At 70.4% G+C, this 6,129-nt stretch carries 4 protein-coding genes; all 4 read left to right on the forward strand.

Annotation, left to right across the window (positions count from 1 at the left end):
• Nucleotides 1–80 precede the first annotated feature (80 nt).
• Nucleotides 81–2,645: a bifunctional FO biosynthesis protein CofGH gene (locus ACFPGP_RS05960; RefSeq protein ID WP_378588224.1), complete on the forward strand. Its 2,565-nt coding sequence runs from the start codon at nt 81–83 to the stop codon at nt 2,643–2,645.
• Nucleotides 2,646–2,747: 102 nt separating this feature from the next.
• Nucleotides 2,748–3,737 (forward strand): helix-turn-helix domain-containing protein, encoded by a 990-nt coding sequence (locus ACFPGP_RS05965; protein WP_378588234.1) that lies wholly within the window; start codon nt 2,748–2,750, stop codon nt 3,735–3,737.
• Between the two features lie 58 nt (nt 3,738–3,795).
• A complete protein-coding gene (gene cofD / locus ACFPGP_RS05970; RefSeq protein ID WP_378588226.1) occupies nt 3,796–4,800 on the forward strand; it encodes a 2-phospho-L-lactate transferase in 1,005 nt (334 codons plus the stop codon).
• Complete coding sequence (cofE, locus tag ACFPGP_RS05975; RefSeq protein WP_378588229.1) at nt 4,797–5,807, forward strand: coenzyme F420-0:L-glutamate ligase; 1,011 nt, start codon at nt 4,797–4,799, stop codon at nt 5,805–5,807. The genes cofD and cofE overlap by 4 nt, the downstream gene beginning before the upstream one ends.
• Nucleotides 5,808–6,129 lie beyond the last annotated feature (322 nt).

Here is a 6,129-nt window from a genome sequence, read left to right on the forward strand (position 1 = left end):
AACCTGTCGCCACAGCGCGTGTACCGTCACGCGTCTCCAACCATCGAATGTGACTACCCGAGCAGAAGGAGCACCGTATTATGTTGCCGACCCCCCAGCAGGTACGACGCTCCCTCGCGCGCGCGGAGCGGGGGGCCGCGCTCGATGTCGGGGAGGCGACCGTCCTGCTGGGTGCCCGCGGGGACGATCTGGACCGGTTGTGTGCCGCGGCGGCCCGGGTCCGCGATGCCGGACTGGTCGCGGCCGGTCGGCCGGGGGTGGTGACGTACTCCCCGAAGGTGTTCATCCCGGTCACGAAGCTGTGCCGGGACCGCTGCCACTACTGCACGTTCGTGGAGTCGCCGGGCCAGCTCAGGCGGGCCGGGCACGGCATGTTCCTCTCCCCCGACGAGATCCTCGACATCGCCCGCGACGGCGCGCGGATGGGCTGCCTCGAGGCGCTGTTCACCCTCGGCGACCGGCCCGAGGACCGCTGGCCGGAGGCCCGCGCCTGGCTGGACGAGCAGGGCTACGACTCCACGCTGGCCTACGTCCGCGCGATGGCGATCCGGGTCCTCGAGGAGACGGGGCTCCTGCCCCACCTCAACCCCGGCGTGATGTCGTGGGAGGAGATGACCCGGCTCAAGCCGGTCGCCCCGTCGATGGGGATGATGCTCGAGACGACCTCGCGCCGGCTGTTCGAGGTGAAGGGCGAGGCCCACTTCGGCTCACCCGACAAGGACCCCGAGCTGCGGCTGCGGGTGCTGGAGGACGCCGGCCGGCTCTCGATCCCGTTCACCACTGGGCTGCTGGTCGGGATCGGCGAGACCTTGACCGAGCGCGCCGAGACGATCTTCGCCCTCCGCGCGACCCTGCGGCGGTACGGCGCCGTGCAGGAGGTCATCGTCCAGAACTTCCGGGCCAAGCCCGACACCGCGATGCGCCACACCGACGACCTGGGCCTCGACGAGTACCGCGCCGCCATCGCCGTCACCCGCCTGGTCCTCGGGCCCAGGGCGCGGGTGCAGGCCCCGCCGAACCTGGTCGACACTGCGTTCGACTCTGGCGAGTGTCGGGCGCTGCTCGAGGCCGGCGTCGACGACTGGGGCGGCGTCTCGCCGCTGACCCCCGACCATGTCAACCCCGAGCGGCCCTGGCCCAGCCTCGAGCGGTTGCGCGCCCTGAGCGCCGACTGCGGGTTCGAGCTGCGCCCGCGGCTCACCGTCCACCCCGAGTACGTCCGCCAGGGCGAGCCGTGGCTCGACCCGCGGGTCTCCGCCCACGTCGCCGCCCTCGCGGGCGACGACGGCCTCGCGCTGCCCGGCGTACGTCCCACCGGGCTGCCCTGGCAGGAGCCCGACGGCGGCTTCGCCCACGCCGGCACCGGACGTACCAACCTGCACACCGAGGTCGACACGATCGGGCGCAGCGCGGACCGGCGCTCGGACTTCGACGACGTGTACGGCGACTGGGGCGACGTCGCCGAGGCCGCCGGCCACACCGCCGGCACCACCTCCGCGAACGCCCGCGGAGGGGCGTTCGCGGCGGCCCTGCGGGCGGCCGAGCGGGACCCGGCCGGGATCAGCGACGAGCAGGCGCACGCGCTCATCACGGCCGAGGGCGCCGACCTCGACGCGGTCTGCCGGCTGGCCGACGGCCTGCGCCGTGACACCGTGGGCGAAGAGGTGACCTACGTCGTCAACCGCAACATCAACTTCACCAACGTCTGCTACGTCGGCTGCCGCTTCTGCGCGTTCGCGCAGCGCCGCACAGACGCCGACGCGTTCAGCCTCTCCCTCGAGCAGGTCGCGGACCGCGCCGAGGAGGCCTGGCGGCTGGGTGCCACCGAGGTGTGCATGCAGGGCGGGATCGATCCCGAGCTGCCCGGGACGGCGTACTTCGACCTCGCCGCCGCGGTGAAGAAGCGGGTGCCGGGCATGCACGTGCACGCGTTCAGCCCGATGGAGATCGTCAACGGCGCCTCGCGCACCGGCCTCTCGATCGAGGACTTCCTGGTCCGGGCCCGGGAGTCCGGTCTCGACACGATTCCCGGCACCGCCGCGGAGATCCTCGACGACGAGGTCCGCTGGGTCCTCACCAAGGGCAAGCTGCCGACGCGGACCTGGGTCGAGGTGGTCACGACCGCGCACCGCGTGGGCCTGCGGTCGAGCTCGACGATGATGTACGGCCACGTCGACAATCCGCGGCACTGGGTCGCCCACCTCCGCGTCCTCGCCCGGATCCAGGACGAGACCGGGGGGTTCACCGAGTTCGTGCCGCTGCCGTTCGTGCACACCAGCTCACCGATCTACCTCGCCGGCGTCGCCCGCCCCGGCCCCACCCACCGCGACAACCTCGCCGTCCACGCGGTCGCCCGGATCCTGCTGCACGGCCGGATCCCGAACATCCAGACGTCGTGGGTCAAGCTCGGCGTCGAGGGCACCCGGGCGATGCTGCGGGCGGGAGCGAACGACCTCGGCGGCACGCTCATGGAGGAGACGATCTCCCGGATGGCCGGCTCCGAGCACGGCTCCGCGAAGACGGTCGAGGAGCTCCGCGAGATCGGCGACGGCATCGGCCGCCCGCTGCGCGAGCGGACCACGACGTACGGCGTCCCGGCGCGCGCCGGCACCGTCTTCGCCGCCGCCCTGCCCGACGCTGGGTAGCCGGCGCGGACCCACCCCGCCGAACGGCTGGCGAGGCTCCGGTGCGCCGACCCTCAATGACCACCCCCATCCATCACTGATGAGGCAGACGAACTGGACATGATGTTGCGAGAACAGCGCACGGTCCTTGCGCTCAGTGTCGCCGATGTTGCTGCACGGCTGGACGTACACCCGCAAACGGTCTGGCGATGGGAGCGACGCGAGCGACTGCCCGGACCGGTCCACATCCGTGGTTTGGCACGAGTGCTCGACCTCAGCCCGGCCGAGGTCGTGGACTTCTTCGATGAGGCGCGGACATGTGGGACGGAGCCTCGCGAGAGCCTCCGTGGTCACGGGCTCCGGCGCTTGCGCAAGGCTGCTGACATGACCGCACCGCAGGTCGCTCAAGCGGTCGGAGTGCCGGCACACACGGTCTACAACTGGGAGCACGGTCGGGCACGCATCCCGTTGCGCCACGTCCCGGGGCTCGCAGAGGTGCTGAATCTAGATGCCGACCAGTTGGTCGATGTCCTGGTCCGCGCACCGATGGCACCGCTGTCCACCCGGAACGACCCGTCGACGGTCACCGGACTGCGGCGGCTACGCCGCAGAACGGGTCTGTCCCAGAGGAACGTCGCCGAGAAGCTGGGAGTCTCGCGGCACAGTGTGGGCGTGTGGGAGGCAGGAGGGCGCCCGCCCCTGCACGCCGTGCGCAAGCTGGGACGGATCTATGGGGTGCCGGTCTCGACCGTCGCAGCCGCCGCCGGAGTTGTCCCGCCGCCCGAACTCGATCCGCAGACATGGAAGCCGGGCGACCTGGCCCGGGTGCTACGCGTGCTCCGCCAGTGGAGCGGCCTGACGCAGCAGGACATTGCCCGTGCCTGCGGCTGCAAACAGGTCACAGTTCGCAGCTGGGAGGCGGCCCGAAGCCAACCCCAGCCCAAGTTCCGAGCGAGGCTGGAGACCTTCTTCCGCTTGACTCCCGGCTCCTTGGTGAGGCTCTACGCTCCGGAGCCAGGGCCGGGCAGCCAGGCGCTCCCCCAACGCCATCGGTTCTCGGAGTTCGATGGGCAGGGCCAGGCAACCCTTCCGGCTGTCAGACTCTCCTCATGACTACTGTCGAGCCGGAGGAATGCCTTAACGCTTCCGTCCAACCCCCCGAGAGGCATTGATGAACCCGACCGCTCGCATCACTGTGTTGTCGGGGGGAACCGGCGGCGCGAAGTTCCTCCAGGGGCTGCTCCACGGGATCACGTCCGGCACCCTCCCGGGGGTCTCTCGCGACGCGTCGGTCACCGTCATTGCCAACACTGCCGACGACATCTGGGTGCACGGCCTCAAGGTCTGCCCCGACCTCGACACCGTCATGTACACGCTCGGCGGCGGCATCGACAACGATCGCGGATGGGGCCGCCGCGAGGAGACCTGGAGTGTCAAGGCAGAGCTTGCCGAGTACGGCGTGGAGCCGACCTGGTTCGGCCTCGGTGACCGCGACGTCGCCACCCATCTGGTCCGTCTCCAGATGCTCCAAGCCGGGCACACCCTTTCCCAGGTCACCCAAGCGCTGTGTCGGCGCTGGCAGCCAGGGGTCCGTCTGCTCCCGATGACCGACGACCGCGTGGAAACCCATGTCGAGATCGCCGACCCCGAATCACTCAACGGCCACCGGGTCGTGCACTTCCAGGAGTACTGGATCAAGCTGGGCGCCTCCGTGCCCGCGGAAAGGCTCGTTTTCGAGGGCATTGAGGATTCAGCCCCGGCCCCCGGGGTCGTCGACGCCATCATGAACGCCGACCTCGTGATACTCCCCCCGTCCAATCCGGTGGTCTCCGTCGGCACCATCGTCGGCGTCCCCGGCGTCCGCGAGGCGATCGTAGGGACGAATGCGTCCGTCGTCGGGCTCTCCCCCATCGTAGGGGGCACCCACGTGCGAGGCATGGCCGAACAGATGCTCACCTCCATCGGCGTGGAGGTCAGCGCCGCGGGAGTGGGGCTCCACTTCGGCTCACGTGCACAAGGTGGTGTCCTCGACGGCTGGCTGGTCGACCTGGCCGACGCCGACCAGGTGCCCCGGCTCATCGACGCCGGTATCACCTGCCGCGCCGTACCCCTGATGATGACCGACCACGCGGCCACCGCTGCGATGGCGGCCGCGGCCATGTCGATCGTCGCATGAGCACCGTCTCCGTACAGGCCCCCGACGGCGCCCCCGAGGTACGTCGTGGCGACGACGTGGCGGATCTCCTCCTGACATTGACGGAGGTCGCCGAAGGCGACGTGGTTGTGGTGACCAGCAAGGTGGTGAGCAAGGCCGAGGGCAGGGTTAGGCTCGGCACCCGCGAAGAGGCGCTCCCGGGCGAAACCGCGCGGGTCGTCGCTCGACGCGGGTCGACCACGATCGCCCGAACACACCACGGCCTGACCATGGCTGCTGCCGGCATCGACGCCTCGAACATCGAGGCCGGCACCGTCGTGCTCCTTCCCGAGGATCCGGATGCGTCGGCCCGACGTATCCGGGCGCGGATCCTCCAACGCACCGGGCGCAACGTCGGTGTCGTCGTCACCGACACCGCCGGACGGGCGTGGCGCGAGGGACAGACCGACATCGCAGTCGGCGCCGCCGGCCTCATCGTCGCCGAGGACTTCGCAGGCCGCGTCGACGGACACGGCAACGAGCTCGCCGTCACCGCGCCCGCCGTCGCTGACGAGATCGCCGGCATGGCGGAGCTGGCCCAGGGCAAGCTCGGCGGACGGCCCTTCGCGGTCGTGCGCGGACGCGCCGACCTCGTCCTGCCGCTCTACGACGACGGACCCGGCGCCCGGGCGCTCGTCCGCGCTGAGGGCGCCGACATGTTCGGCTACGGCGCCCGGGAGGCCGTGATCAGAGCACTTCGAGGCGACCCGGAAGACCATGCCCCCTTCGGCGAACCGGTTTCCGCGGGAGAGTTGATCGCGCTGCTCGTCGCGGAGACCAACAGTTCCTTCGAGGGAACCGACGACGAAGTCACGGTTGCCATTGGTGACATCACCGACGGCCGTGCGATCTCGGCACTCGCGTTCGCGCATGGGTGGCAAGCATTTCTCCCCGATCCGGCCTGCCGGTCATCGGACGTGCGGCTTCGACCGATCCGCTCATCCGCGTCCGAACATCAGCGACACCCGCTGCGCAGTGAGCTGGCCTAGAGTCGCATCTACCCCTCATCCGCCTGAGGGATACCGCCGCGACCAACATGCCGCTGTAGGCCTTCGACAAGAACCAGCTCGGGGTCCAACTCGCCACTGGCCTACGGGCGGCTGACCTGGACCGCGACCCTTGACCTCGCACGACCAACCCGCCGCGTCTGGGAACCCGAACGTCGCCGCCTATGACTCCTGGCGGTCGGGCCGCGTTATCACCAGCCGACGCCGGGTCCTGCGACTCTCATAGCGACGACCCTGCACCTAGGGCGCGTCTCCCTATTCGCGAAGCCAGATGGTGATGGCGCGTAGGACGACACCTCCCCTG

This window comes from Nocardioides taihuensis (assembly GCF_042657275.1).
Lineage (GTDB): Bacteria > Actinomycetota > Actinomycetes > Propionibacteriales > Nocardioidaceae > Nocardioides > Nocardioides taihuensis.